This window comes from Paenibacillus rhizoryzae, from assembly GCF_059686995.1.
In genome coordinates this window covers 537,285-563,517 of sequence record NZ_JCAALT010000005.1, presented here as the reverse complement: position 1 = coordinate 563,517, position 26,233 = coordinate 537,285, and the positions used below count along the sequence as shown (strand labels likewise).

The window sequence follows — 26,233 nt, the reverse complement described above, 5'->3', positions numbered from 1 at the left end:
CATCCGCGGAGCATGACAAAAGGCCGTCTCAAGAAGCGCATACCGCGCGTTCATGAGACGGCTTTTCTCGCTACAACCGGCGCAGCCTAGGCGTAATCGCCCGGCTGCGTCTTGCTCTTCATCGCAACGCCGAAGTCGGTGAAGATGCGCGTCTTCAGGTCGTTGCCCTTCGCTTCGGCGATGTGATGGGCCAAGAGCTGGAACGGAATGGCGAGCCACAGCGGCGCCGTATATTCATCGCACGAAAGAGAGAGGCCGAGCGTACGGTCATCCTTTGACTCGCCAAGCGAAACGGTGTATGTGTACGGAGTCACGCGGCACTCGTAATCGCGCAGCAGCCGAAGCCGGTCGTTCACCGCGCCGACTCCCGTTTCGAGGAAGAAGATGCGGTGCTCCGGGTTGACCTCCAGGTACGGCCCGTGCATAAACGCTTCGAGCTCGATCCCCTGTGACGGTACCCGCACCGTCTCCGAAAACTTCGTCTCGATCTCCTTGACGGTGCCGACCGCCGGCCCATAGCCGATTGCGGTGAAGCGCGGAGCCGCTGCGAACGCTTCGCGATGCCGCTCGAAGAAGGCTTCGGACCGCTCAATAATAGCGGGAATCGACGCGGCTGCCTCATGGAAGCCTGCGCGAATCCCTTCCGCTTCAGCCTCGGACAGCTTCCCGGCAGTCTCGGCCAAATGAAGGCCGGCAAGCATCAGCGTAAGCACGGTGGCGAGGAACCCTTTCGTCACGTAGCCGACGCGTTCCTTGCCGCAGCCGATATCGACGGTCAGATCGGCGGCCTCGGCAATCGCGCTCGCCGTATCGCTGGCAAACGCGATGGTCGCGATTCCGCCGGCATCGCGGCGAATGCGCTGCAGCGCTTCGATGGTCGAAGTGCTTTGTCCGCTCTGCGAGATGCCGATGACCAAATCGGTATGCGGGCTGATCCGTTCATAATGGGTGAAGTGGAAAGGCTCCTTCACCTCAATGCGCACGTCGGCCCAGCGTTCTATCGCGAACTTGGCGCTAAGCGCCGCATTATAGCTAGAGCCTGTCGCGAGCATTAGCCATTCACGCTTACCCGCGGAGTGCTGCGCGAAGGAGCGCACTTGCTCCGGATAAGCCGCCAGAATCCCGCGAACCATCGCTTCTTCCTCAAGAATATAAGTCATCATCGTCGGTTTCATCGCGTACCCTCCCGATCGGCAGCTTCGTATAGATCCGCCGCAAGCGACAGCCATTTTCCCGCATTACCTGTCCAAACTTCCTTGTAGGTGGCGTTGTTGAACTGCGGCCAGTAAGGGAGATCCTCGTTGCCGAACGTTTGAACGCCGACCGGAATTTCGCCGGTCATCTCGCCGCTCAGCACCGAATACTGCTGCGCATACCGATAGCCTTCGCCATGCATGAGCGATTGGCCGAACGGATTAAGCCCTGCAATCCACTGCAGCTGCCCTTCCGCAATGGTAAGCAGCTCGCTGTCGTTCAAGTGAAGACCGGCGAGAGAAGCCGCTTTTCCGGCAGACAGCAAGATCGCATTATTGCCTCGGAACGAGAACCAAACCGGAAACCGCCGCAGGTAGTAGGAGTCGTTCAGCTTAACGCCTTCCTTCAGCTGCAGGCTATAGTCCGTCTTGGCACGCTCATCAATAAGCAAATGCTGATGGCTAAAGCTCTCGTCATCCTCATGTTCATCGACATGATACACGCCACTTGCCAGCATCGGATAAGGCTGTGTATAGGAAGCCAACTGCTTCACATAATCGCCATAGGCTACAATCGAAGCTAGCCAGCTGCCGGCATCCGGATGATGAGGCTGCGTTTCATGAATGGCCGTAAAGGCCCACATGTACAAATGCTCGCGTGCCTGATGGTTGAAATGCTGTACTATCCGCTTATCGGGATTGCGATAGAAGAAACCACCCAAGCGTGATCCGTCCTGCAGCAGGAGGCCGTCCAGCTCTTGGGAGCGTTGGACGTATGCGATGAATTCGGCTGCTTTTGCCGCATAGCACTCTTCTTTTGTCGCTTGATAGAGCATCGATGCTGCCCAGGATGCCGTTGCCATATATAAGCTTTCGGACGATTGGTACGTATGCTCCCAGAAGATGGGCTTCTCTTGGAACCCGACCTTCTCGAACTGAGCAAGCGCAAAATCAAAATCCTCCCGCGCAATCTGCAGCAAACGTGAGGACAGCGCCGCATTCGGCAGCCTTTGGTGAATGTAAGCTTCTATACCGGCGCAGTAGAAGTTCTCGTAAGCCTGGTTATGCACGCGGGCATCGGCATCATCCATGTTGCCGATTCGCCCGTCCGTCCAGCGGGTGATGCCGGCGCTTGTTGCCCGGAAGCCGTCTCCGAAGCGGGTTTTGAGCAGGAAGTCGAGCCCCCATTCGCCTTCCTCCAGCAAACGGAGATAGAGATCCTCATCGCGCAGCTTCACCTGCTCGGCCATTTCAATAAGCGACCATGTAACCTCCGCGGTCTGAATGAGCTGCTGCGAGACGTCGCCCGCATCATGCCAGCCGCCGTTAAAGGCGAGCATCGTGCCTTCGTGCTTCGCGATAATATCAGCGTGACAGCTGCCGTGGATGCCGGGGACGGGATAGCCGCATCGCTCGCAAAATATGAAATTGAGCGCTTTCCAGAGAGACGGCTGCCACAAGAGCGCAGAGGAGCCAATCGCAAAGCTTTCAGTCATAAGGCCGCCGGCCTGCAGGTAGTATCGGCCTACTTCCCGAAAATCACTGAAATCAAGCAGGGCATAGCGGCCAAGCGATGTCTCGATCACTCCAATCGGCTGGCTGAAGACCGTCTCGCCTCGCTCGGCACACTTCAATTCGAACGTCTCTGCAGCAAGCTCAGCGGCGAAGGCGGTCTTCGGACTACCAAAATTGTAGCCGGAATGCGAAAACACGATCTCGCCTTTGCTTGGCATCCAGCCTTTAGAGATCGACTGCCCGGTCGTCTTTTCAAGCGTAATGCGTCTTACTTGTAGGGTCATCGTCTCACCGGTGGCTCGTTCCTTGCCGTTAATGAGATGCCCAATCGCCAGCTCCGTGATCATATCTCTCGGAAGCCCCCCAATATCGAGGTGGATCGTATTCCATTGGTGGTTGCGCAGGTTAACGCCGTGCACTCCTTCACGGTCGTAGATGTCGGGAATGGGGAAGACGCCTTCGTTTCGGAACTTAATCATGACGTAGGCATTCGGCACGCCGTGGAAGTCCGGTCGCAGTTCCATGGCGATGCGGTTGAAGCTTTCCCAATCCTCCCGATCAACGGCCATCGCCATCCAAGAATGGCCGAAATTCGTATAATCGCCATCGGCCGGAGCGCCGGGGGGCCACTCGGGCGTAACCGTTGGGGAGCTCAGCAGAAGCGGCTGCTCGGCCGGTTGCTGCAGCGATCCAATCCCGCGATGCACCCATACCAGTCCATTGCCGCTCACATTGCCCAATTCGTAAAACGGCTTCGCGTCAATCAACTGCTGCCGCTGCTGCTCCCGTTCCAGCGAGTGCTCCTCATAGATCGGCAGCGGGCGATGGATATAGCCCGATTGTTTAATGTCCCTAATGAATGCCTCGTTCATCGTGCTGCACCTCCTTTATGACGGGAATGAAAGGCTTCATAGCCTGCCAGCGCGGCTCCCACAAGCCCTGCTTCTTGCGAGGGAAGCATCGTGGCGACAAGGCCGTTGGTAACGAAACGCATCGTTCTAGGGTTCAAATACAGCCCAATCTGTTCCCGGAAATAATCGCTTCGCGCAACGCCGCCGCCTAGTACGATCGTTTCCGGATCGGTGACGCGCACCAGATTCATAATGGCTGTCGCAGCTGCCCGGGCTGCATCGGCAACGACTCGCTGTGCAAGCCGATCGCCGTTCTCTGCTTCGGAGAAAATCAATCGAGCAGGCACTCGGGATCCATGCCCTGCGATCGAAATCGAGGTCTCCGGATAGTGTGGCCGAAGCGCCATTACTCGCTCATGCATGCCAAGGCCGGATGCAAGCCGCTCGACACAGCCTCTGCGGCCGCAGCCGCATACAACTTCGCTGTCCATCGCCACCACCATATGCCCGACTTCGCCGGCATTGAAGTTACTGCCTTCCATATAGTGCCCGTTCACGATAAACCTTGCCGCAATGCCTGTGCCAATATTGAAGTAGATAAAATGATTGGAACGCGTGCCCCAGCCAAACTGCCATTCCGCCTTCGCGGCGCAGGCCACATCATTATCGATGCCGCAGGGCAGTCCAACCGCGGACTCTAAGATTGCGGTCACGTCAGTCGGGTCTGACTTGCCGGGTTCGATTTCGAGCCAGCGGCCGTTGCGAGAATCGACGCGTCCGACGACCCCGATACCGAAACCGACCAGCTCGCGCGCGATGAGCGGCTCGTTCGTTCGATAATCTTCGATGGACTTCAAGATGCGTGCCATCGCTTCAGCTTGCGAAGACGTGTCACTGGAATAGGATTTCATATGCAATATCGTACCGTCCGGCGCGACCTCCCCGACGCGTATCGAGGTGCCGCCTAAATCGACTGCAAGAACGGAAGCGGGAAAAGTATTCATCTGTCGGAAGAGCTCCTTTCAATTTGGTAACGGTACCAAATCAAGCTGTAATGATTTCGTTATGATCTGAGAGTAGCAAATAAGAATAAGGCGGTCAACGGATACAATTCCAGTATCTACAGGGGTAAAATTAACCGAATTCCGTTTCATCAGCAATTTGGTACCGATACCAAATTTCAATTGAATTCGACTTTGAACTAGGATAAAATCAAATCTAGCTATCACCCAATGAATGAAATAGCGGAGGAACCGCCTGTGAAAAGTAAGATTACGATTAAGGAAATTGCCCAGAAGAGCGGTGTCTCCGTCTCAACCGTGTCACGTGTACTTAATGACAGCCCCTCTGTCTCCCCGAAGAAGAGAGCAGTCATTGAGAAAATCATAGAGGAATACAACTATACCCCGAGCGTGTTTGCGAGAGGGATGGTTCATCAGCATAAACCCGGTAATATCGGCGTTATTCTACCTGACATTACAAATCCTTATTTCGCTTCCTTGTTTCAGCAAGTGGAGCGTTTTGCGATGCAGCATCAGTATGCCGCGCTGCTGTTCAATACGATGTTTGTCCGTCAGCATCAGAAGCAGGGGGCGCCCAATCTGCGCTTCTCGGAAGAGGATTATTTTCGCATGCTGCTGGAGAAGCAGGTCGATGGCGTCCTTATTCTTGGCGGCATGATCGATAAAGAAGAGATTCCGGACTCGTTTATCCAAGCGCTCAATCAGCTCCACCGTCGATTGCCCGTTGTCATTGTCGGGGGCCGAATTGAAGGCTGCGAGTGTCTCTTCGTCGAGCGCAGCTTGAAGCAGGGTGTAACGGCGATCGTTCATCACTTCATTGCGCTGGGCCATGAACGAATTGGATTCATCGGAGGAGAGCCGGGCATCCGCATCACCACAGCGCGTATGGATGCATTCAAGCAGGCCATGCACGCGCTCGGCAAGACTGTAGAGGAACAGATGATCGTTCCATCGGATTATTATGCGCCGGATGGTTATGCAGCGATGAATCAGCTATTGGATGCGAGTGAGGCGGGTGGAATCTCCATGCCGACTGCGGTTATTGCCATGAATGATATGGTTGCGCTCGGCGGCATTCGCGCGATGAAAGACAGAGGCTTGCATTGTCCCGAGCATATTGCGATCGCTAGCTGCGATCAGTTTCTGCAGTGCGAGTTCAGCATCCCGAGGCTCACCGCCATGGATCAGCACAATGAATACTTAGGCAAAATGGCGGTGCTTCAATTGATTAGCGCCATGAACGGTTCGCCTGAGGCCATTGCCATCCAACATACGCCGGAGCTTATGATCCGCGAGTCGTGCGGAGCGAGGCTTTCTCAGCGTTAGCTATGATTTCTTTTCTAGTGAATTTTTCCATGCGCCATGCTATCATTGGTTCATAAGAACTATTAATAGCGAGGTTATGGTATGGCTCTAGAACTAAACGTGGCGCATTGCCCCAACTGTGGAAAGGTTTTTCAGAAGAATCTGCGCAACTTATGCGCGACATGCACGGCCGAGGAAGATGGACAAATTACATCGATTGAGCAGGTTCTAAGGCGCAACCGCCAGCTCACCAATGAGCAAGTGGCTGAACAAACCGCAGTTCCCGTGCAACAGATTCGCTCGTATATCCGCAAGGGCAAGCTTAAATTATTCGATTACCCGAACTTATCCGATGCCTGTGATCTTTGTTCAGAGCCAACCCGTCAGGGCAAGCTTTGTGTGAAATGCGTCTCGAAACTGAAAGATGACATTCAGCAGGATCGGGAGAAAGCCGTTCAGAAGAGAGAGCATGTTTTCTTAACGAAGCATAGAAGGTAGCACGGCATTCATTCATCCCAGCAACTAAACAGCCCGTCCCAATTACAATTGGGGCGGGCTGTTTTATTTCAACAGATCCAGATAATTAGGCGGGAAATCATTCCGATCTGGTCCTTTCAAGTGCTCAAGACCAACCCGGCAATTAACAGCACGCTCAGCATGAACTTATTTCTCATATCCGCTATTATTCCCAGCTGATCGCACAACACTCGCATCGCGCACAAAAAAACCGACCCTAACGTCAGGTCGGTTCGACAATCATTGCGATATTTTCCGTCTCAAGAGAAATTGCTTCCAGTGAAAGTACATGAAGCAGCCAACGCAGAATCCGCCAAGCGCAAGCACAACGGCTACGGTAAGCATGCCAAGCGCTACATAGGCTACAGTTAGGAACCCGAGAGTGTAGGCAACGAGCGTGACAACGAGGAAGAGAATCGCCAGCAAATTGTTGAACCGGAGCAGCTCGCGGCTCTCCGTCCGAGCGCTCACAGGGAACAATGGCGCAAACAGACGAACAAACAGATTATAGTTAACGCCATAGGTGCGGCTGATCAATTGAACGACTAGAGGAAGTGCGAGTATCCATAATTGTCCTGTACTTACACTAATAATTACGCTAAGCAAAATGCCGAGCTGGTTACCGCGAACACGGTGCAAAGGAACATCGTCTACGCACGCATACGTAGGGAGAATCGGTTGTTTGCCCATCTCAAGGCCCTCCTTGTAGTTCGAATCGGTACATTCATTATACTTCAATTCCTAGTTAGCAGGTAGGTTTAAATGGCTATTTTCCGAGTGATTTTTCTAAGACAGACCGTTATAATAAAAACTATGTCAATTCAATTAGGAGGCCGTAACGACCTAATGAATGTGAAATCATTAGCTATTTGCTTATATGTCATGGTGCTCTACTGGCTTTCGCTGCATGTTTCGTTCCTGGATACGTTGTTTTTTCCGACGATCGGCTCATTTAGCTTCCTGTTTCTCACACGCACGTATTCGATGTCGGAGCTCGGCAAGATTACCTTCGGGTCCGTAGTGTCGGCAATTATAGGTACGATTCTGTTCTATCTCTATCCAAGCTCGCTCACCCTGTTTGTGAACGCCGTTATCATCATTTGGCTGATTCGCAAGTTCAATTGGAACGCACCGCCGATTGCTGCCATAGCGTTAATCCCCTTCTTCTCGCATACTTCGCATCTATGGGCGATTCCGATATCGGTATGCGCCGCGCTGGTTGGATTAATGGCTGCTCTTGTTTTGGCGGAGGTCATGGAGCGCAAGTTCGGTCATTCATTATCATCGATGTTTGGAAACAAACCTGCAGCAGTCGAATCCAGAGACATTGCAAGCTGACAGGAATAGAAACGAGTATAGAAAGTCGGCCGCATCAGGTCGGCTCTTGTTTGTCGTAAAATTGACTCTCCCGTTAAGCGATAGGTACAATGAATATAGCGAATACGGAAGCACAGGCAAAGGGGTTTGGTCATGGATTCATCCATCGGTTTAGTACTCGAAGGCGGAGGCATGCGGGGCATCTATACGGCCGGCGTGCTGGACTATTTTACAGAGCAGAACATGTACTTTCCCTATACTATCGGCGTATCGGCCGGAGCTTGCATGGCAGCAAGCTACTTATCCAGACAGCTTGGCCGCAATCGAGAGGTCAATGTCAACTACGTCACGGATCCGCGCTATATTTCGTGGAAAAATTATTTCAGCAAGGGCGAGCTGTTCGGCATGGATTTTATTTTCGATGAGCTCCCGAACGTGATTGTTCCTTTCGATTATCAAGCTTTCGAGGCGAGTAAAGAGCAGTTTGTCATCGGCACGACCGATTGCGATACAGGAGAGACGATCTTCTATAACCGGGATGAACCCGGCTTTGATCTGCTGAAGATCATTCGCGCATCGAGCTCGCTTCCTTTTATCGCGCCGATTATCGAATATAAGGGCCGCAACCTGCTGGATGGCGGGATCTCGGACCCGATTCCGCTTCGTAAAGCAGAGACGGACGGCTTCAAGCGCAATGTAATCGTACTGACCCGGGATTCGGATTACCGCAAATCGCGTAACCGTTTCGGCTGGCTCGTGCGACGCGCGTATAGGAAATTTCCCGAGTTTGTCAAAGTTATGCTTCGTCGCCATGAAATCTACAACGATACGTTAGCTTATATTGAAGAGCAGGAGCGTAAAGGGAATCTCTTCGTGATTCGGCCGCAGCAGAAGCTGACAGTTGGACGGATGGAGCGCGACCCGGCTAAGCTGGACGCGCTATATATGGAAGGTTATGAAGATGCCAAACGATTAATGCCTGTTATGAAAGCATGGATGCAGGCATAAGACGGGGGTAGGCTGGAATATAGTTGAAAGGACCTCCATCTCTATACGGGATTGGAGGTCTTTTGTCATAGACAGGGCCAATTTGAGGTGGGATAATAACGATTGGTAAGTGGAAGCGATAAGCGTTATATAGAGATCATGTAATAAGTGATAGGAGATAGACCTTTTTGATTAAAAATGATGCTGTACCTTCTTGGAAGAAGCTGAGTCTCTTTGCTCTGTCATGGCCAATACTGGTCGACTCTGTTCTGCGCATGATGCTGGGAACGGCCGATGTCTTCATGCTCAGCCGGATTTCGGATAAAGTGGCGGGTGCCGTCGGGTTTGCCAATGAAATTATGATGTTCTGTATTATGATGTTCGGATTCGTCGCGATTGGAACGAGCGTTGCGGTTACGCAGTACTTGGGGGCGGGGCAGAAAGCAACGGCCAGCCGTATCTCCGCTCTTGCCATTATGATGAATTTGATGTTCGGCGTCGTCGTTAGCATCGTGGTTGTTTGTTTTAGTGAACCGGGCATGCGGCTGCTCCATCTCGACCCTTCGCAAATTGCGATCGCGAGCACCTATTTGAAGCTGATTGGCGGATTTATTTGGATCGAGGCGATTTCGTACGCGGTTTCGTCGATTATTCGTTCGAACGGCAATACCCGGGACGTTATGTATGTGACGCTCGGCGTGAATTTGATCCATGTCGCGGGCAACTACCTGCTGATCTTCGGTAACTTTGGCTTCCCGGAATGGGGCGTAACCGGAGCGGCTGTGTCTACGATCGGCAGTCGGATTCTCGGCCTTATCGTGTTGTTTATCCTCTTGTATCGCAAAACGCCAAGCCCAATAAGGCTTCGAGATTATATTTCCTTCGATAAGCAGTATATGAAGAAAATACTCGGCATCGGCTTGCCTTCTGCCGGCGAGCATCTGGCGTGGCAGTCGCAGATGATGATGATTATGGCCTTTATCAATTTAATCGGCCAACAGGCGCTAAGCGCCCATGTGTATGTCTACAATATCAGCGCTTATTTCATGGCGTTGTCCATGGCGATTGGGATGGGGACGGAAATTATAGTCGGGCATATGGTGGGTGCCGGCGAGAAGAAGGCTGCGTACTTCCGGCTGCTGCGAAGCTTGCGGATCAGCATTCTGCTGACAGCCGTATTGGTCGGCATTGCGGCATTGTTCCGCTATCAGCTGGTCGGGTTGTTCACGGATGATCCGGAGGTCATCGCGATCGGGGCGAGCATCCTCCTCATATCGATTATTTTGGAACCGGGGCGGGTATTCAACATTGTCGTGATCAACTCGCTGCGCGCAGCGGGGGATGCGAAGTTCCCTGTCTTGATGGGCGTCTGCTCGATGTGGGGCATTTGCGTTCCGTTGTCCTACTATCTCGGCATCCATTTGGAAATGGGTTTAATCGGCGTATGGATTTCGTTCGCAGTGGATGAATGGGTACGCGGACTATTGATGCTGGCCAGATGGAAGAGCGGCATTTGGACGAAGAAGGCTATTGTGAGCCGGGAGCATGCAAAGCCGCTTGAAGCTTAATATTGAATGAGATCCACGACCGACTGAGGTTGTGGATCTTTTTTTTGTAAATCGGTGCTGACAAACGGACATGCGCTGTCCTATGATGGGGAAAGAATGAGTCGGATGTAGAGGAGAGATGCAGGATGACGGAAACCATTTTGAGCGGTGTCACATTAAATAATGGCGTTGTTATGCCTTGGCTTGGACTTGGCGTATGGCAGGGCAGACCGGAAGACGGCGCACATGTGGAGCATGCGGTACGTACGGCTATAGAAGCGGGCTATCGCAGCATCGATACGGCGGCGGCTTACCGTAATGAGCAAGGGGTCGGGAGAGCGGTACGAGCGAGCGGCGTGCCAAGAGAAGATATCTTCGTCACGACCAAAGTGGATAACGCCAATCAAGGCTACGACGCTACGCTGAAGGCGTTCGAAAAGTCGCTCGGCGAGATTGGGATGGAATACATTGATCTCTACCTCATCCACTGGCCGGTGAGTGCACATTATAAGGAAACATGGCGTGCGATGGAGAAGCTTTATGCAGAAGGCAAAGTGAGAGCAATCGGCGTCAGTAATTTTCAAGTTCGGCATTTGGATACGCTGCTTGCAGAGTGCAGCGTCGTGCCAGCGGTCAATCAAGTGGAATATCACCCGCGGCTGACGCAGAAGGAGCTGCAGGGATACTGCAATAACAAGGGCATTCAATTGGTTGCCTGGAGCCCGCTGATGCTGGGCCGAGTGTTGGAGGAGCCGCTTGTTCAAGAATTGGCTGGGAAGTACGGGCGTACCGCGGCGCAGATTGTATTACGCTGGGATTTGCAGAACGGCGTGGTGACGATTCCGAAATCCGCGAATGCGGAGAGGATCCGCGAGAATGCCGGTATCTTCGGCTTCGAATTGTCGTCAGCCGACATGGAACGGCTCGATGCGCTGAACCGCAATGAACGCTCCGGCATGGACCCGGATAAGTTCGAGGAGCTCTGGGGGCTGCGCTAAGATAAGGGTCGGCGAGACATACAGCAGAAGTACAATAAAAAAAGGAGCCGGGAAGTCCGCATGAACGGACATCTCGGCTCCTCTGTTATGTCTTATGGCAAAATATTGCCTGCCGCGCGGTAGATGGCGTACCATTCTTCGCGTGTCAGGTAGATTTCGCTTGCTTTGATGCAGTCGAGAATACGCTGAACGCTTGTAGTACCGGTTACCGGCTGCATTTGTGCAGGATGGCGAAGCAGCCATGCGATCGCGATCGTCGTGTTGCTCACTTCGTATTTAGCGGCGACTTCATCGATCACTTTATTCAGCTCTGGGAACTTCTCGCTGCCCAGGAATACGCCTTCGAAGAAGCCGTATTGGAATGGCGACCATGGCTGAATCGTAATGTCGTTCAGGCGGCAGTAATCCAGAATGCTGCCGTCGCGGCTGATGGATGAATCAACCGTCATATTGACGTTAATGCCGTTGGAGATCATATTGGCATTCGTGATGCTCAGCTGCAGTTGGTTAGCGACAAGCGGCTGCTTTACGACTTTCTTGAGCAGCTGGATTTGCATCGGGTTCTGGTTGGATACGCCGAAGTGGCGAACCTTGCCGGAGCTCTCCAGTTTATCGAATGCTTCCGCTACTTCATGCGGTTCAACCAGCGCATCCGGACGGTGCAGCAGCAGAATATCGAGGTAGTCTGTTCTGAGACGTTTCAAGATGGCATCTACAGAGTTAAGAATATGTTCTTTTGAGAAGTCGAACATGCCGCTGCGAATGCCGCATTTGGATTGCAGGATGATTTTCTCCCGCACATCGTCGTTCATATGTATAGCATCCGCGAAGATTTCCTCGCACTTGCCGCCACCGTAAATATCGGCATGGTCAAAGAAGTTCGCACCTGCTTCCAGTGAAGTTTGGACGAATCGTTCCGCCTCAGCTTTCTCCAGCCCATTAATACGCATACACCCTACAGCAAGAACCGGCACCTCAAGGGAGCTGCTTCCGAGCTTCATCGTTCTCATTCGTTTCATCCTCCTAATTGCGAATAGGTATAGTCCTACAGAAGATTGTGACATACAAGCAGGGCGGATTCAAGGGCACGGCTTATTCCATGCGCGCTTTATACTCGGCCGGCGTGTAATCCGTATGCTTCTTGAAGGCTTTGCAGAAATGCGCCGCATCGAAAAATCCGGTATCCATCGCGATATCGGTAATTTGCAGATGGGTAGTGCGTAGCAGTCGTTTGGCTTGCTCGATGCGGATTTTCATCAAATACCGTCCAAGCGGAATGCCCGTTGCACCTTTGAAGACATGATTCAAGTACCGCTCGTTTAGCGAATAGGTTGCAGCAATGTCGGAGAGCGAAATGTCGGAGCCGTAATTCTCATTGAGATCTTTAATGATTTCGCCGATCATCTGGTCATGCTTATTATGCTTCGGTCTGCTGCCATGATAAATATGAACCGCTCGGTAAATTTTCACAAGAATATGAATGAACAGATGCTTCAGCAGATGCGGCGAACGCAGGCCGGAGCGCAGTTCGGTAATGAGCGCGACAAAATCATCCTCAAGGCCGGGCACCGCAAGCGGTTGGGAATCGCGGGCGATTGTCTTATAAATCTGGCGCAGCCTTGCGTTTAACGCATCGTCCTTAAACCAAAACGATAAGAAAATCACCTTGAAGCTGCCGTCGTCGCAGCTGCTCTTACGAATCGTATCCGGTAGAAAAAGCAGATCGCCCTGCTTCACTTCTACCCTGGCTTGATCCTGACGAATCAGATTACTTCCTTGTATATAGTAGTTCAGCTCGAAGCTGTGGCCCACGCCATCCCATCCGTGATTGCGCCACAAGCCGTAGGAATGCAGGTCAAGGAAGGGCCACTCCGAGTCGATAAGGGCAATGAGTTCTTCGAGTCCGGATAGAAGTTTATCGTTCGCTGCCAAATTTATCACTCACTTTTTTCTGACTTTTTTACAATTTAGATTCCATTATACAATACGTCCTGCAATCTGCAACGTATAATCAGGACATAAATCGAAAACAAGGAGTGATTAAATATGTTGTTGAAATTGACTGAGCAAGAAAGATTGACTGGTGTACCGGAGCAAGAAACGATCGAGGTAGCGATTGAACAAATTCGCAAAAACGGCTATATCGGATTTGAAAGCGTGTTGTCCAAAGAGCAAGTGCAAGAGATTAAGGATGCATTCCTTCCGATCTTCAACGAATACATCGACAGATTCGGTTACAACACAGGTACGAACCGTGCGCAGATGCATCTTCCTTTTTTACAACCATTTGTTAATGATTACATGGTCGCAAACGCATTTGCGATGCCTGTTATCAACGCCGTGCTTGGCGAAGGCGTTCGTTGTACGTATCTGGCTTCGGATACAGCTTGCCCAGGTTCCGATTATCAAAACGTACACTCCGACGTGCCGCCGCTGTTCCCAACTTTGGGTGTGGCGCTGCCAGCATACAGCCTAGTTATGAATATTCCGCTCGTAGACGTTCATGAAGAGAACGGACCGCTTGAAGTATGGCCTGGCGGTACGCATCTGGACCCTGAGAGCACCAAACATACATCCATCGACGGTGAGATGCTGCGTGCGGCGAAATCGATGTACTCGGAGAAAGTTTACATGCCTGCAGGTTCGGTAGTAATCCGTGACATCCGCATGTGGCACCGTGGTACGCCAAACCGTACGCAAGAGAACCGCACAAACATCGCATTGATCTACAACAACGACTGGTACGGCGCGGGCGGATCGATCCACGTTCCGCAAGAAGCGTATGACCAAGCATCGCCAGCTGTGAAAAGCCTGTTCAGACACGAAAGAGTCGGCGCTTCTGTCAAAATGCCTTGGCAGTGGTAATCATGACTTCGCATAAATAAAAGGAGGTCGTCCCATTTTGGGACGGCCTTTTGATGCATGGAGGAAAAACAGCTCCATTAGCTCCCTTGAAAACACATCCGCCATTGCGAAGTATTGTCGTGTGAAAACGAACTCATGTAGATCCCTAGGGGCTCCTCTTTAGCGAAATTGGCGGGATTCCTGTACATGTTGATCCCTAGGGGTTCTTCTTTTGTGGTATTCCTTTGCATGGTGGGAGGTACTATCGGCTAATGGACTTCCATGGGTTGGAGCGGCGAATAATCGTCAGCGTGCCCCAGAGCATGAGCAGTGCCGTAACCGGATGGATGGCTGCGATCGCGCGTGTATCCAGGTTGACGGAGATATATTGAAAGATGATGCATACATACAATAAGGCCGATAAGGTAGCGGTTCTCCAGCCCATGCGGCCGATGAGGGCGAATACGATCATGACAATCGGAACAAACTCGAAGTAGTGGATGAAAGACTTGTGCATGGACCAGTCGCCATTGTCGAAGATCGCAAGGCCCGCCAGAAACACTTGTGTAAACAATGAAATTCCGAACAGCAAGGCTAGTACATAGAAAATGATTTTGGATATACGGATCATGATTGCTTAGCCCCCTTTAATGGTTTGCGATACGACCGCCGCTCGCCGCCCGGTTTCCATATCGATAATATATACATGACGACGAGTGAGACCGTTTGCAGCGCGATTCCGATCCAGAGCAGCGTATGGTTGACGGTGAAACCGGATGTTTGCCATGCGCCCAGACCGGCCTCAGCTGTCGGCTCGATCCCCTTCAACGTCCACTCATATAAACCGAAGATTCCGATGCCGATGCAAACAAGTGTAAGTACCTCTTTGGCAATAATCCAGTTGTAGCGAAAAAGCTTCCATGAAGTCATCACAGACAGCATAATACCGGTGATGGTCACCCCAATGGTCGAGGCCCGAACGCTGCTCGAAGCGAGCAAATTCATGATGGAGTAGCAGGCGTGAAGCACCGTGCTATCGGTTGTCACAGAAGCGGTTAGCGCCAGAATGATAAACACCGCCTGCACACCCAGCATGATTGCGGCAAAAATAATATGCAGCAGCAGAAGTATTCTGCGTCCCTGCAAGGATAGTTTCTTCAACGTAACGCAGCTCCTCTATAAATTATAGGTTGAATCTGTAGCCGACACCCCAAACGGTCTCGACATAACGCGGCTTGGACGGGTCGCGTTCGAGCTTCTCCCGCAGCTTGCTGATATGAACGGTCACCGTTGCGTGATCGCCAAGTGCGTCGAGCCCCCATATTCGCTCGAACAATTCCTCCTTGCGGAAGACCCGATTCGGATTCATGACGAGGAAGAGCAGCAGATCGTACTCTTTGGCTGTGAAAAGCACTTCTTCATCGTTGACATACACGCGGCGGGATTGCCGGTCAATGCGGATGTTATGCAGCTGCAGCTCATCCTTCCGCCATTCGCCGCTGCCGACAAGCCGGTCATACCGTGCCAAATGCGCTTTGACCCGCGCAACAAGTTCACCTAGCCCGAATGGCTTGAGAATATAATCGTCGGCCCCGAGCCCGAATCCGCGGATCTTGTCCACTTCCTCTTTCTTCGCGGAGACGATAAGAATCGGGATGTTGCTCGCTTCCCGGACGCGCCGGCACACGTCATAGCCATCCATGCGCGGCAGCATCAAGTCGAGCAGGATGAGGTCATAGCCGTCCCCTTTGAGCGCCATTTCAAGACCAAGGTCGCCGCGATCCGCGATGTCTGCAGAGAAGCCGCTTGCTTCCAAATAATCTTTCTGCACCTCGGCAATGACAGGGTCATCCTCGATAATCAAGATTCGTTTCCGAGTTCGATTCATATCGGCTCCTCGCTTTCTTCAGATGACAATTTTACTCGCTGCACGGTGGGGATGTGTAATGCGATCGCCGTACCTTCGCCCTCACGGCTTCGGGCTTCCGCCGAGCCGCCATGCTCCTCCATAATCTGCTTCACAATCGCGAGCCCGAGGCCGCCGCTGCCCGCATCCGGACGTCGCGACGACTCTGCCCGGTAGAACTGGTCGAACACATGGGGCAGTGCTTCGGGCGGAATGCCTGTTCCATTGTCCGAGATGGTGATAGCTGCGGTAGCGGAATGGCTAGCTTCGCTAGAGAGCGCTATCGTGAGGATTCGCGGCGTTTTGTCCATATGTTTAATGCTGTTATTGACGACGTTAAAGATGGCCCGATGCAGCTTCTCGCGGTCTGCTCGAACGAGCAGCGGTTGACCTGCATCTGTTGCTGCGGTGCCGATGAACTGGATCTCGGCTCCGCTGAGTCTGGGATCAAGCTTCAGCTCATCGACGGTAAGGCTCAAATATTCCGCGATGTTCAGCGTCTCCAATTGGAACGGCAGCTTCCCGATATCCAGCGTGGAGTACAGCAGGAGCTCTTCGATCATCCGGTTCATGTCGGCCGTTTTGCCGCCGATCATGTCCACGTATTTGCTCCGTTTCTCCTCCGTATCGGCGACCCCTCCGCGCAGGCAGTCGACGCAGCCTTGGATGGCCGTAATTGGCGTCTTCAGATCGTGGGAGATATTCGCGAGCAGCTCCTTGCGGCTCTGTTCCAGCTGCAGCTGGGCATCGATCGACCCTTTCAGCCGAATGCGCATTTCCTCAAAGGCGGATCCGAGCTGTCCGATCTCATCCTGGCGCTGCAGATGAATGGCGTGGTCCAGCTGGCCCTCGCGGATTTGTCCTGCGGCATCTCGCAGCGCATGAAGCGGCTTAATAATGCTGCGGGAGACGAAGAACGTGAGAACGCCGTTCGTCAGCACGAGTGCGAGAAGCAGGGCCAGCAGCACGGTTGGGATGAACCTCTTAAAGAAGTTCGCGATCGGTTCCATATCGGACACGATGATGATCGAGCCCGGCTTGCCGCTAGGATTGGTATAGGCAATTTGGTCAAGACTGTTTCCGTTTGGCGGTCCGGGGTGAGCGAAGCGGCGATGGCTATCATCGTTGCTTCCGTGCAACTCGGTTATAATTTCATCGGCTGAGAGTCCCGGAGAGCTATAGACGGCAGTCTCGTCTGCAAGGATGACCATGCCTGCGTCTACCTTGGCCAGCTCCGTCTCCGTCGATGCTAGGAAAGCAGGGTCGCTGAGCAGCTTCGGATCATGCTGGGCAACGAACCGAAGGCCGGAAGCGATCTCGCTGCGCCCGCTGAACAAGTCGCGGATTTCGGCAAACGGCACATGACTTTGCCTGTTTTCTTGTCCGGTCTGGGAAGTCATATCTTGTTTGAAGACACTTGCCGCTAAGGTGACGGTAATGCCAAGCAGCAGAACCGGAATGACAATCATCGCAATATAGGAGAAAAGCAGTTTCGTTCGGATGGACATGGCATGGCAGCCTCCTTCCATTTCATTGTAGTATCTACCCGTAAATATTCCATAAACCAGTTCTAAAAAAAGTATAAACAATGCAGAGTACCGAACCGAGGAAGTTCATGGTGCCGGAGTCCGAGTAAAGGTAACACAGATTCTGATATACTGGAACGAGCAAATATAGAAACAGGTGAATCGCATGTTGGTCCTTACACAGAATGAAGTCAAAGAACTGCTGACGATGCAGGGATGTATCGGCATGATGGAAGAAGTGCTGGCAGACCTGACAACCGGACAAGCGGTGCAATCCTTGCGGAGCGTGGTTCCCGTGCGCGGGGGCAATTTGATGGGGCTGATGCCTGCCTATTTGAAGCGGGAAGAGAAGGTTGGCGCCAAAATCATTACCGTCTTCCCGGACAATCACGCGAAGCATTTGCCGTCGCATCAAGGGTTTGTATCCCTATTCGACGCGGTTACGGGAAAGCTCGAAGCCATCGTGGACGGAAGGCAGATTACGGCCATCCGCACAGCGGCGGTCAGCGCAGCAGCGACGAAGCTGCTCGCGCGCGAAGATGCGGCAACGCTTGCCGTCATCGGGACAGGGGAGCAGGCGCGCAGTCATATTGAGGCGATGCTGCTCGTGCGGCCGATCCGGCGCATTGCGATCTGGGGGCCGAACCCGGCGCATGCGGCGCAGCTTAAGCTGGAGACCGAGCAGCGCTACGCAGGAGCTCGCATCATCGTAGAAGCGATGCCAACTGCAGAACAGGCCGTGGCGGAGGCCGAGATTATTTGCACCGTTACAGCGTCAACGACCCCGGTTGTGCAAGGCGAATGGATCAGAGCAGGTGCGCATGTCAACGCAGTCGGAGCATGCCGGGCGAAGGACAGAGAGCTGGACTCCGAGCTGGTGCGACGCGCGGAGCTCTATGTCGACCGCAGGGAATCCGCTGTTCATGAAGCGGGCGATTACCTTATTCCGCTTGCCGAGGGCGTAATTACGGAGGCTCATATTCGGGGTGAGCTCGGTGAGCTGCTGACAGGCAGCATCCCGCAGGGGCGAAGCTCGGATCAAGCCATTACGCTGTTCAAAGCGCTTGGACTGGCGAGCGAGGATTTGGCGGCAGCCGGGTTTATTTTGAAAGAAGCCATTCGTTTACATAAAGGCACGCAAATTGACTTTTAGGAGAGGGACAGCAGCATGAATCAGCAAACAGAAGGACTATACCCTTTCCCGTTATCGGCGGAGGACGAAAAGCGAGCCAGGCAGCTGCATGAGCAGATGATCATCATTGACCTGCTGTTCCAGGGACCGCTGTCGCCAAAGGCGATACCCGCGCATGTAGCCGAACAGCTTCGTGAGCAATGCGAGCCTTATCGCGATCAGCCGATGGCATACAGCATGATGCCGGCCAAACTCATTAAAGGTATGATTGCCCGCGGCGAGCTGGCTGAGTTCAAAGAGGAATGGTACCGATCCGGCATTACGGCGGGTAATCGGGAGCTCGACCTGTCGAGTCCGGAGAGCGTCGTCGCAAGCATGGGGGACGTGCAGCGCCAGTTCGATGCCGTGGAGTGGCTGGTTAAGGCACGGACTGCCGGAGATATTCGCGAAGCGAAGCGCAGTGGCCGGAAGGCCGGCATTGTGACGGCACAGGAGAACGACGGCCTGGGCAAAAACCTGGATTTGCTGGATACGCTCCATCACTTTGGCCTTCGCATTCTGCAGTTGACCTACAACAATCAGAACTATGTCGCTTCCGGCTGCATGGAGGAGACGGACGGAGGCGTGAGCAAATTCGGCACGCGTTTCATCGGCCGTATGAACGAGCTTGGCATTATCGTCGATACAAGCCACTGCGGCAAACAAACGACGCTTGATGCGTGCCGATTATCGGCTCAACCGGTGATTGCTTCGCATACCGGGGCCGAAGCGATCTACGGCCATGCGCGCTGCAAATGCGATGAGGAAATAAAGGCGATTGCCGCAACAGGCGGCGTTATCGGCGTGTTCGCCATGCCTTGGTTCGTGCACGGCGATCCGAAGGATACGACGATAGAGCATGTGCTGAATCATATCGACTACATCGTGAGGCTCGTAGGCGTCGATCATGTCGGCATCGGCACCGATTGGCCGATGAGCGATGTGGAATGGGCACTTGTCCATTTCAAGGAGCATGTGGCGCCGATGCTTGGTTTTGCCAAGGGGGACGGGCCTTCCACCGAGACGGTGAAGGGGCTGGAGAAGTACAGTTATTTTATCAACTTCACGCGAGGTTTGGTTGTAAGAGGGTATCGGGACGAAGAAATCGCGAAGATTATGGGCGGCAATTGGCTGCGCGTGTTTGAACAGGTATGGGGATAGGAGCGACGAAACGAGTATGAGCAAAATGCTGCAAGAGACAACGTTTAAACTATATTGCGCAGGTGTATATGAGGGTCGGATTCGCTTTACGGCGGACAAGGTGACGCACGCCAAGGTAGATGCCAGGCGGCGGACGCAAATGCAGGAAAATGTACTGTCGGAGCAGGCGCCCTATATGCTGCCCTTGCAGCGTATCAAGCAGTTCCTTGATCAGTACGAGGAAGCCGCTTGGAGCGGGGAAGAGGTTAAGCTCGCAAACGGAGATGTGTATCTCAAGCATATTCGCTATACCGCAATCGTGGATGGCCGTGAAGTAAGCTCGCAAGTTTGGGCACGTCGGATGGATACAGCGCTAGATATAGTAACGGTGGAGGGCCGCGTCATCGGCTTTGTAGCACCGAACCGATATGGAATGGAAATTCTCGTCGCCGAAGGTTATGAGGCGCTGACTCCGCTGGCCATCTACGATTCGCCTACGCTGTCGCAGGCGCAATATGGCATTCATGAGCTGGGGACAGACTTAATCCCGATGCGAGACGGCGTTCGCCTGGCAACGGATGTGTATTTGCCGGAGGGCATCGAGCCTGGGACGAAGCTGCCGACGATTCTGATTCGTACCTGCTATGACCGCCATATGAAGAAGGACCAGCTGAAACGCTGGGCAAACAAAGGTTATGCTGTCGTCAATCAGGATGTCCGCGGACGGGCGGATTCCGAAGGGGAGCTCGTGCCGTTCTATTATGAACGGGATGACAGCTCCGACACGATCGATTGGATTATTGCGCAGGATTGGTCGGACGGCAATGTGGGGATGTGGGGGGCTTCTTATCTCGGATACGTCGTCACGGCTGCCGCAACCAGCGGCCATCCGAACTTGAAGGCGGTCGTTAACGAGGTTAACGTAGGCTCGCCGTTCGTGGATACGGTGCGCAAGGGCGGCACTGTCTGCTCATGGCCGCTGCTGTGCTGGACGCTCGCGCAGTCGGTGGGGACACGGACCGACTTTAATATCTTCGCGGGTATCACGGTGAACCCGGAGAAAGCGGTTGATGCAAGGCCGATTCGCGACATTCCGCAGCAAATGATCGGACGAGCTTCCGGTCCATGGGATTTGTGGAGCGAGCATCCGGAGTACGATGATTTCTGGCGGAACTGCACGTTCTCCGAGCGGGGCGATCAAGTGAAAGCGCCGATGTTCGTCATCTCCGGCTGGTACGATGGCGATAGCGCGGGCGTTTCGGAAACGTGGCGCATGCTGACCGAGCACGATGTGCCAAACCGTAAACTGTGGCTTGGGCCGTGGGAGCATGGCCCGAACCGGGCGCGAGATCTAATGGGCGTAAGCTTCAGCAACGACGCCGTCGTTTATGATTATGATGTGAACGTGCTGCGCTGGTTCGATCGGTTCCTTAAGGGCGTGAACAATGGCATCGACCGGGAGCCGAGAGCTGCCTATTATGTGGTTGGAACGAACGAATGGCGGACATCGGAGGATTGGACGCCTGTTGAAGCGGAAGTGCGCAGCTTCTACTTAAACAGCGGCGGCCGAGCGAATTCGAGTCTCGGCGATGGCGTGCTGGGAGACGCACCTGCATCGGCTGCTCAGTCGGAGCCGGATTCGTACTTGTACAATCCGGAAGAGCCCGTGGCGGACAGCGGGGAGCGGGAGCCCGAGAATATGCGCAAGCATGAGCTGCGCAGCGATATTCTGGTCTACACCGGCGAAGCGTTGACGGAGGCGCTGACCGTTGCCGGCGAGCTATCCTGTGAGCTGTATGCGGCGAGCACCGGCGTGGATACGGACTGGGTCGTGACGCTGAGCGACGTAGACGAGAAAGGGAACTCCATCCGGCTGTCCAACTATATCGTGAGAGCCAAGTATCGGAATGGCTTCGACGCACCGGAGCTGCTAACGCCGGGCAAGGTAGAGAAGTATCCGATCTTCCTGCAAAATATCGCGCACACGTTCCAAGCCGGCCATCGCATTCGATTCACAATCACGTCATCGAGCAAGCTCGTTGCGTTTCCGAACACGAATACCGGCCTGAATCCCTATGACGATCCGCAACCGGTGACCGTCAAGCAAACGATCTATCATTCGGAGGAATATCCGAGCCGATTACTGCTGCCTGTAATGAAATTATAAAATATCCCCAAAAAGACCGAATTCCCCCTTCTGGGGATTCGGTCTTTTTTCATGCTGCGGCATCCACTGCCTTTGGAGTAGAGGGCTGCCGATCCCCTCGTTGTAAGCCGATTATTCGGCCTGGATTTTTGTTGTTGACGGCATAGACCAAAGATGATAAATTAATTTTATAAAATTAAATTGTATGCAATTAAACAATGAGGGAGAGATTAGACATGGAAACATTATATACGGCAATCGCAACAGTAGAGGGTGGACGCAATGGCAAGATCACATCCTCCGACGGCGTGCTTAATCTAGATCTGCGTATGCCAAAGTCATTGGGCGGTAACGGCGAAGAAGGTACGAATCCGGAGCAGCTGTTCGCAGCGGGCTACTCGGCTTGCTTTGACAGTGCATTGAACTTGGTGGCGCGTTCGCAGAAGGTTCAGCATTCCGGCACGGACGTAACGGCGCACGTGAGCATTGGCAAAGATGCGGAAGGCGGATTCGAGCTGGCTGTACAGCTTCACGTCAACATGGATGGCGTGGATCAGCACACGGCAGAAGAATTGGTGAAAGCAGCCAAGGGCGTATGTCCGTATTCCAAAGCAACACGCGGTAATATCGAAACGAAGCTTGTTGTAAATGGGCAGCATGTAGGCTAACGCTTCGATTGTACTTGTGCCATTCCCAAAAAAATGCTATAAAAAAGAGAGTGTTAGCACTCCGAAAGCAAGAGTGCTAACGAAATGACTGCGACATTTTTTTGGGAGGGTATCAACTAATGATCAAGCAAGAGTTTAAGGCAGAGTCCAAGCGACTGCTCGAAATGATGATTAATTCCATCTACACGCAGCGAGAAATCTTCTTGCGGGAGCTGATCTCCAATGCGAGTGATGCCATCGATAAGATCTATTACAAGGCACTAACGGACGATAACCTGGTATTTAACCAGGCTGATTATTATGTGAAAGTAACTGCCGATAAAGAAGCGCGCACGCTCACGATTACCGATACCGGTATCGGGATGACGCAAGAAGAGCTCGAGAATAACCTTGGCGTTATTGCGAAGAGCGGCTCGCTGGCGTTCAAGAAAGATAATGAAAGCAAGGACGGCCACAACATTATCGGCCAGTTCGGCGTTGGCTTCTATGCGGCGTTCATGGTGGCGGACCGCGTAACGGTAACAAGCCGTGCACTTGGCAGCGACGAAGCGTTCAAGTGGGAATCCGAAGGCGCGGACGGCTACACGATCGTACCAAGCGAGAAGGCAGCTGTCGGCACGGAAATCGTGCTGCACATCAAGCCGAACACAGAAGACGACAACTACGACGAGTTCCTTGAGGAATACCGTCTGCGCTCCGTTATCAAGAAGTACTCGGACTTCATTCGTTATCCGATTAAGATGGATGTGAAGGGCCAGCGTCCGAAAGCCGGCAGCGAGGGCGAAGAAGAAGCTGAGCTGGAATCGTATGTGGAAGAGCAAACGGTTAACAGCATGGTACCGATCTGGCGCAAGAACAAGAGCGAACTCACTGCGGCGGACTACGAGCAGTTCTATAATGAGAAACGTTACGGCTTCGATAAACCGCTGAAGCATATCCATATTAGTGCGGACGGCGCTGTCGTGTACCAAGCGATTCTGTACATTCCGGAGAGCACGCCATTCGACTACTACACCAAGGAATACGAGAAAGGGCTTGAGCTCTATTCCAACGGCGTTCTGATCATGAACAAATGCGCGGATCTGCTGCCGGACTACTTCAGCTTCGTCAAAGGGATGGTTGACTCCGAGGATCTGTCGCTGAACATCTCCCGTGAGATGCTGCAGCATGACCGTCAGCTGACATTGATCGCGAAGAACATCAAGAATAAGATCAAGAGCCAGCTGCAGAGCCTGCAGAAGGACGAGCGCGACAAATACGAAACGTTCTACAAAGCATTCGGACGCCAGCTGAAATTCGGCGTTTACAGCGACTACGGCATGAACAAGGACACGCTGCAGGATCTGCTGCTGTTCTACTCCTCCAAGGAGAAGAAGCTGGTTTCGCTGGACGAATACGTATCGAGAATGCCTGAAGACCAGAAGTTTATCTACTACGCGGCAGGTGATTCCATCGAGCGTATTGAGAAGCTTCCGGCGATCGAGGTTGTATCGGACAAAGGGTATGAAATTCTCTACTTCACCGACGATATCGATGAGTTCGCGATCAAGACGATCATGAGCTACAAGGAGAAGCAGTTCAAATCCGTATCGAGCGGCGATCTTGGTATCGAGTCGGATGCGGATAAGGATGCGCAGGATGCAGAAGAGAGCGGCAGCAAAGAGCTGTTCGAGCAAATGCAAACCATCCTAAGCGGCAAAGTAATCAAGGTTAAAGCGTCGAAGCGCCTAAAGAGCCATCCGGTGTGCCTCTCCAGCGAAGGCGAAGTCTCCATTGAGATGGAGAAAATCTTGAAGGCGATGCCGAACAACCAAGATGTACAGGCGGAGAAGGTGCTTGAAATTAACGTCAATCACCCGGTATTCCAATCGCTGAAGGAAGCGGCTGACAAGGATGCCGAGAAGCTGAACCTGTACACTCAGCTGCTGTACAACCAAGCGCTGCTGATCGAAGGGTTGCCGATTCAAGATCCGGTTGCTTTCACAAATGCGATTTGCAAAGTCATGGTATAGATAAGAAAAGAGACCTCGCGAGAGGTCTCTTTTTTCATGCGACCCTATTTAATTCGCCGCTTGTGCCGCTTGCTCGATTCTCACCGCGTTGGCCGGTACATCCCATGCGACATGAGCGCCAAGCGTCTCCGATAGGAGACGGAGCGGGACGAACACACTGTCGTTCACGAAGACGGGTTTCTCAGACGCTGGCACGACGCTGCCGTTAAGCATTGTTTTCCCGGTGACGGAATTCAGTACGATCGTAGCAGTCGCGCTCTTCGCGATGACTGACCGGGTCGGCACATCCCACCGCACATCCGCGCCCATTTGCTGAAAAACACCTCGAATCGGCACGTAGGCTGAGTTCTGAAGCAGCAGCGGCGGCGTGGACAGTTCGGTCTCTTGGTTATTGAGGTAGACGGCGATGGGCTTTCTCACGAATTGGGGCGTCTTGACTTCTATATCTAATACGCCAAGTCCGGTTTGCCCATATTCATTAGAGCCCCACGACGCGACATTGCCTTCTTGTAAGCGGACGAGATAATTGCGGCCGGAAGAGGCAATTGAAACGGCGCTGTCAATGCCAGGTACTTGTACGGCGTGCGGAATGCCGTGGTGGTCCACGGTCCAAGTCCATACCGTACCGTCGGCTTTAACAGCTGCGTTCATACTAATGGATACGATGTCTGTCAGCCCCGGTACTTGAAAGGGTGTAAATGTGGTGCGTTCCGGCTGATACCAGGCTTGATTGGTCCACATCCATACGGTACCGTCGGCGCGCAGCGCCGTTCCGTAGAACTGGTCAATATCAACAGCCTTATACTCGCCGTCCCCTTTGAGCATGGTTGGCTTACGAATGACATCCGGCTTACCGCCGCCGCCGTAAGCTTCCAGCCCCCAAACCCAAATCTCGCCGCCATTACCGAGCGCTGCGGACGTGTACATCCCAGCCGCTACAGAGACGATGGATGGCAGATTTTCGACTTGTATGGGCCTTAAGGCATTTTGACGTGAGTCGTTGCCGAGCTGTCCCTTCTCATTGCCGCCAAAACCCCAAACGGTTCCGTCGTTTCGAAGCGCAAGGCTGTGGTTATCGCCGGCAGAAACCATAATGACATCGGATAACCCTTTCACTTCGATGGGCGAAGTTGTAATCGCCGTAGTCTGTTGTCCGTTCCCCAGCTGCCCATGCTCGTTGCCCCCGACTGCCCAAACCGAACCGTCTTCCTTCAGGAATAAGGTATGCCTGTATCCTCCGGAAACCTTGTTCACATGGTCCATATGTAATCGCACGGGTGTGTAGGCTGGTGTTGTAGCCCCATTTCCGATGGAGGCGGTGCCGCCTCCCCATGCCCAAACGCTGCCGCCTGCCTGAATCGCATAGGAGCTTTGCGCGCCTGAGTCAATCTGCGTGATTGCGGATAATAGCTTCTCATCGGTGTTTCCCGCAGCAGCAACCGCCATAGTAGGGATCATTACCGATATACCGAGCAATGCCCCTATGATTGCTCGTCTAGGCGTTAACCGGTTGCTCTTCATTGACATTGAAGCACACACTCCTCCTGATAACCGTTAACCATTTGACGC

General features: G+C 53.1%; 23 protein-coding genes. 12 read left to right on the top strand and 11 right to left on the bottom strand.

Annotated elements, in window-relative coordinates; translation table 11 throughout:
- Nucleotides 1-86: 86 nt before the first annotated feature.
- The 3 genes from AC6ESO_RS17920 to AC6ESO_RS17910 are packed head-to-tail and all read right to left on the bottom strand — an operon-like array spanning nucleotide 87 to nucleotide 4,563.
- Complete coding sequence (locus tag AC6ESO_RS17920; RefSeq protein WP_497092587.1) at nucleotides 87-1,175, bottom strand: SIS domain-containing protein; 1,089 nt, start codon at nucleotides 1,173-1,175, stop codon at nucleotides 87-89.
- On the bottom strand, nucleotides 1,172-3,580 hold the full coding sequence (locus tag AC6ESO_RS17915) for a glycoside hydrolase family 9 protein (RefSeq protein WP_497092541.1): 2,409 nt from the start codon (nucleotides 3,578-3,580) through the stop codon (nucleotides 1,172-1,174). The genes AC6ESO_RS17920 and AC6ESO_RS17915 overlap by 4 nt, the downstream gene beginning before the upstream one ends.
- Nucleotides 3,577-4,563, bottom strand: a complete 987-nt coding sequence (locus AC6ESO_RS17910) for an ROK family protein (RefSeq protein WP_497092540.1) — start codon at nucleotides 4,561-4,563, stop codon at nucleotides 3,577-3,579. The genes AC6ESO_RS17915 and AC6ESO_RS17910 overlap by 4 nt, the downstream gene beginning before the upstream one ends.
- 255 nt (nucleotides 4,564-4,818) lie before the next feature.
- On the opposite strand from AC6ESO_RS17910, the gene AC6ESO_RS17905 reads away from it, so the two are divergent.
- Together AC6ESO_RS17905 and AC6ESO_RS17900 are read left to right on the top strand one after the other, a co-directional pair.
- Nucleotides 4,819-5,907, top strand: a complete 1,089-nt coding sequence (locus AC6ESO_RS17905; RefSeq protein WP_497092539.1) for a LacI family DNA-binding transcriptional regulator — start codon at nucleotides 4,819-4,821, stop codon at nucleotides 5,905-5,907.
- An 81-nt stretch (nucleotides 5,908-5,988) separates the two neighbouring features.
- A complete protein-coding gene (locus AC6ESO_RS17900; RefSeq protein ID WP_497092538.1) occupies nucleotides 5,989-6,384 on the top strand; it encodes a hypothetical protein in 396 nt (131 codons plus the stop codon).
- Nucleotides 6,385-6,642: 258 nt separating this feature from the next.
- On the opposite strand, the gene AC6ESO_RS17895 is transcribed toward AC6ESO_RS17900, so the two are convergent.
- Nucleotides 6,643-7,092, bottom strand: coding sequence for a DUF4395 domain-containing protein (locus AC6ESO_RS17895; protein ID WP_497092537.1), 450 nt, complete (start codon nucleotides 7,090-7,092; stop codon nucleotides 6,643-6,645).
- A 156-nt stretch (nucleotides 7,093-7,248) separates the two neighbouring features.
- Between AC6ESO_RS17895 and AC6ESO_RS17890 the strand changes: the two genes are divergently transcribed.
- The 4 genes from AC6ESO_RS17890 (at nucleotide 7,249) to AC6ESO_RS17875 (ending at nucleotide 11,251) form a co-directional block, all read left to right on the top strand.
- The gene (locus AC6ESO_RS17890; RefSeq protein ID WP_497092536.1) at nucleotides 7,249-7,740 is read left to right on the top strand and encodes an HPP family protein; all 492 of its coding nucleotides are present in this window, start codon (nucleotides 7,249-7,251) and stop codon (nucleotides 7,738-7,740) included.
- Nucleotides 7,741-7,872: 132 nt separating this feature from the next.
- A complete protein-coding gene (locus AC6ESO_RS17885; RefSeq protein ID WP_497092535.1) occupies nucleotides 7,873-8,727 on the top strand; it encodes a patatin-like phospholipase family protein in 855 nt (284 codons plus the stop codon).
- 167 nt (nucleotides 8,728-8,894) lie between these two features.
- The gene (locus AC6ESO_RS17880) at nucleotides 8,895-10,274 is read left to right on the top strand and encodes an MATE family efflux transporter (protein WP_497092534.1); all 1,380 of its coding nucleotides are present in this window, start codon (nucleotides 8,895-8,897) and stop codon (nucleotides 10,272-10,274) included.
- A gap of 125 nt (nucleotides 10,275-10,399) precedes the next feature.
- Nucleotides 10,400-11,251: an aldo/keto reductase gene (locus AC6ESO_RS17875; RefSeq protein ID WP_497092533.1), complete on the top strand. Its 852-nt coding sequence runs from the start codon at nucleotides 10,400-10,402 to the stop codon at nucleotides 11,249-11,251.
- A gap of 92 nt (nucleotides 11,252-11,343) precedes the next feature.
- Here the strand turns inward: AC6ESO_RS17875 and AC6ESO_RS17870 are convergent, their stop codons facing one another.
- Together AC6ESO_RS17870 and AC6ESO_RS17865 are read right to left on the bottom strand one after the other, a co-directional pair.
- A complete protein-coding gene (locus tag AC6ESO_RS17870; RefSeq protein ID WP_494821441.1) occupies nucleotides 11,344-12,261 on the bottom strand; it encodes an aldo/keto reductase in 918 nt (305 codons plus the stop codon).
- A gap of 82 nt (nucleotides 12,262-12,343) precedes the next feature.
- Nucleotides 12,344-13,183, bottom strand: coding sequence for an AraC family transcriptional regulator (locus AC6ESO_RS17865; protein ID WP_497092532.1), 840 nt, complete (start codon nucleotides 13,181-13,183; stop codon nucleotides 12,344-12,346).
- 114 nt (nucleotides 13,184-13,297) lie between these two features.
- Here AC6ESO_RS17865 and AC6ESO_RS17860 point away from each other — a divergent pair, with 114 nt between their 5' ends.
- Nucleotides 13,298-14,116, top strand: coding sequence for a phytanoyl-CoA dioxygenase family protein (locus AC6ESO_RS17860; RefSeq protein ID WP_494821439.1), 819 nt, complete (start codon nucleotides 13,298-13,300; stop codon nucleotides 14,114-14,116).
- A 241-nt stretch (nucleotides 14,117-14,357) separates the two neighbouring features.
- Here the strand turns inward: AC6ESO_RS17860 and AC6ESO_RS17855 are convergent, their stop codons facing one another.
- The 4 genes from AC6ESO_RS17855 to AC6ESO_RS17840 are packed head-to-tail and all read right to left on the bottom strand — an operon-like array spanning nucleotide 14,358 to nucleotide 17,509.
- The gene (locus tag AC6ESO_RS17855; protein WP_497092531.1) at nucleotides 14,358-14,726 is read right to left on the bottom strand and encodes a DUF6220 domain-containing protein; all 369 of its coding nucleotides are present in this window, start codon (nucleotides 14,724-14,726) and stop codon (nucleotides 14,358-14,360) included.
- Nucleotides 14,723-15,256, bottom strand: a complete 534-nt coding sequence (locus AC6ESO_RS17850; RefSeq protein WP_497092530.1) for a hypothetical protein — start codon at nucleotides 15,254-15,256, stop codon at nucleotides 14,723-14,725. Before AC6ESO_RS17850 ends, AC6ESO_RS17855 begins: the two co-directional genes overlap by 4 nt.
- A gap of 22 nt (nucleotides 15,257-15,278) precedes the next feature.
- Entirely contained in the window at nucleotides 15,279-15,983 is a 705-nt protein-coding gene (locus tag AC6ESO_RS17845; RefSeq protein ID WP_497092529.1) for a response regulator transcription factor, read from the bottom strand.
- Complete coding sequence (locus AC6ESO_RS17840) at nucleotides 15,980-17,509, bottom strand: sensor histidine kinase (RefSeq protein WP_497092528.1); 1,530 nt, start codon at nucleotides 17,507-17,509, stop codon at nucleotides 15,980-15,982. Before AC6ESO_RS17840 ends, AC6ESO_RS17845 begins: the two co-directional genes overlap by 4 nt.
- 184 nt (nucleotides 17,510-17,693) lie before the next feature.
- On the opposite strand from AC6ESO_RS17840, the gene AC6ESO_RS17835 reads away from it, so the two are divergent.
- The 5 genes from AC6ESO_RS17835 (at nucleotide 17,694) to htpG (ending at nucleotide 24,664) form a co-directional block, all read left to right on the top strand.
- Nucleotides 17,694-18,680, top strand: a complete 987-nt coding sequence (locus AC6ESO_RS17835; protein ID WP_497092527.1) for an ornithine cyclodeaminase family protein — start codon at nucleotides 17,694-17,696, stop codon at nucleotides 18,678-18,680.
- A gap of 15 nt (nucleotides 18,681-18,695) precedes the next feature.
- The gene (locus tag AC6ESO_RS17830; protein WP_497092526.1) at nucleotides 18,696-19,859 is read left to right on the top strand and encodes a dipeptidase; all 1,164 of its coding nucleotides are present in this window, start codon (nucleotides 18,696-18,698) and stop codon (nucleotides 19,857-19,859) included.
- A gap of 16 nt (nucleotides 19,860-19,875) precedes the next feature.
- The gene (locus AC6ESO_RS17825; RefSeq protein WP_497092525.1) at nucleotides 19,876-22,005 is read left to right on the top strand and encodes a CocE/NonD family hydrolase; all 2,130 of its coding nucleotides are present in this window, start codon (nucleotides 19,876-19,878) and stop codon (nucleotides 22,003-22,005) included.
- A gap of 215 nt (nucleotides 22,006-22,220) precedes the next feature.
- On the top strand, nucleotides 22,221-22,652 hold the full coding sequence (locus AC6ESO_RS17820) for an organic hydroperoxide resistance protein (protein WP_497092524.1): 432 nt from the start codon (nucleotides 22,221-22,223) through the stop codon (nucleotides 22,650-22,652).
- Between the two features lie 119 nt (nucleotides 22,653-22,771).
- Nucleotides 22,772-24,664 carry a molecular chaperone HtpG gene (htpG, locus tag AC6ESO_RS17815; protein WP_497092523.1) on the top strand — a complete coding sequence of 631 codons (1,893 nt, stop codon included), beginning with the start codon at nucleotides 22,772-22,774 and terminating at the stop codon, nucleotides 24,662-24,664.
- A 48-nt stretch (nucleotides 24,665-24,712) separates the two neighbouring features.
- Here the strand turns inward: htpG and AC6ESO_RS17810 are convergent, their stop codons facing one another.
- Nucleotides 24,713-26,191 (bottom strand): stalk domain-containing protein, encoded by a 1,479-nt coding sequence (locus AC6ESO_RS17810; protein WP_497092522.1) that lies wholly within the window; start codon nucleotides 26,189-26,191, stop codon nucleotides 24,713-24,715.
- Between the last annotated feature and the right edge of the window lie 42 nt (nucleotides 26,192-26,233).